This window comes from Caballeronia choica (assembly GCF_001544535.1).
Lineage (GTDB): Bacteria > Pseudomonadota > Gammaproteobacteria > Burkholderiales > Burkholderiaceae > Caballeronia > Caballeronia choica.
The window spans coordinates 1-642 of the sequence record NZ_FCON02000590.1; the positions used below are offsets into that span (position 1 = coordinate 1).

The window sequence follows — 642 nt, forward strand, 5'->3', positions numbered from 1 at the left end:
TGGACATCATCAACCATACGGTGATCAACCTGATCATCTTCGTGCTGGCGATCTACGTCGGCTATCACGTGGTGTGGAACGTCACGCCCGCGCTGCACACGCCGCTGATGGCCGTGACCAACGCGATTTCGGCGATCGTGATCGTCGGTGCGATGCTCGCGACCGGACTCACGATCGGTGGCACCAGCAAGTTCTTCGGCACATTGGCCGTGCTGCTCGCGGCGGTGAACGTGTTCGGCGGCTTTCTCGTGACACGGCGCATGCTCGAAATGTTCAAGAAGAAAGAGCCCAAGAAACTGCCGAGCAAGGAGGGTGCGTAATGAGTCTGAACGTCGTCACTCTCCTGTATCTCGTCGCCTCGGTGTGTTTCATCCAGGCGTTGAAAGGCTTGTCCAATCCGAAGACCGCGCGTATCGGCAACACGTTCGGCATGGCCGGCATGGCGATCGCGATCCTCACGACGCTCGCGCTGATCGTCAAGCAAGCGGCTTATCTCGGTTCCAACCTCGGCGCGGGCCTTGGCCTGCTGTTCGCGGCGCTGATCATCGGCGGTGCGGCGGGCGCGTACATCGCGGCGAAAGTCGAGATGACGAAGATGCCGGAACTCGTCGCCGCGATGCACTCGCTGATCGGTCTTGCGGC

The 642-nt window shown here is 60.9% G+C and carries 2 protein-coding genes; both read left to right on the plus strand.

Going from position 1 to position 642, the window contains the following annotated elements:
• On the plus strand, positions 1-320 hold a 320-nt coding region (locus tag AWB68_RS45880), incomplete at its 5' end, for an NAD(P) transhydrogenase subunit alpha part 2 (protein WP_143282096.1).
• Positions 320-642 (plus strand): NAD(P)(+) transhydrogenase (Re/Si-specific) subunit beta (locus AWB68_RS45885; RefSeq protein ID WP_200828998.1); only part of this gene is annotated, 323 nt, incomplete at its 3' end. The genes AWB68_RS45880 and AWB68_RS45885, both read left to right, overlap by 1 nt.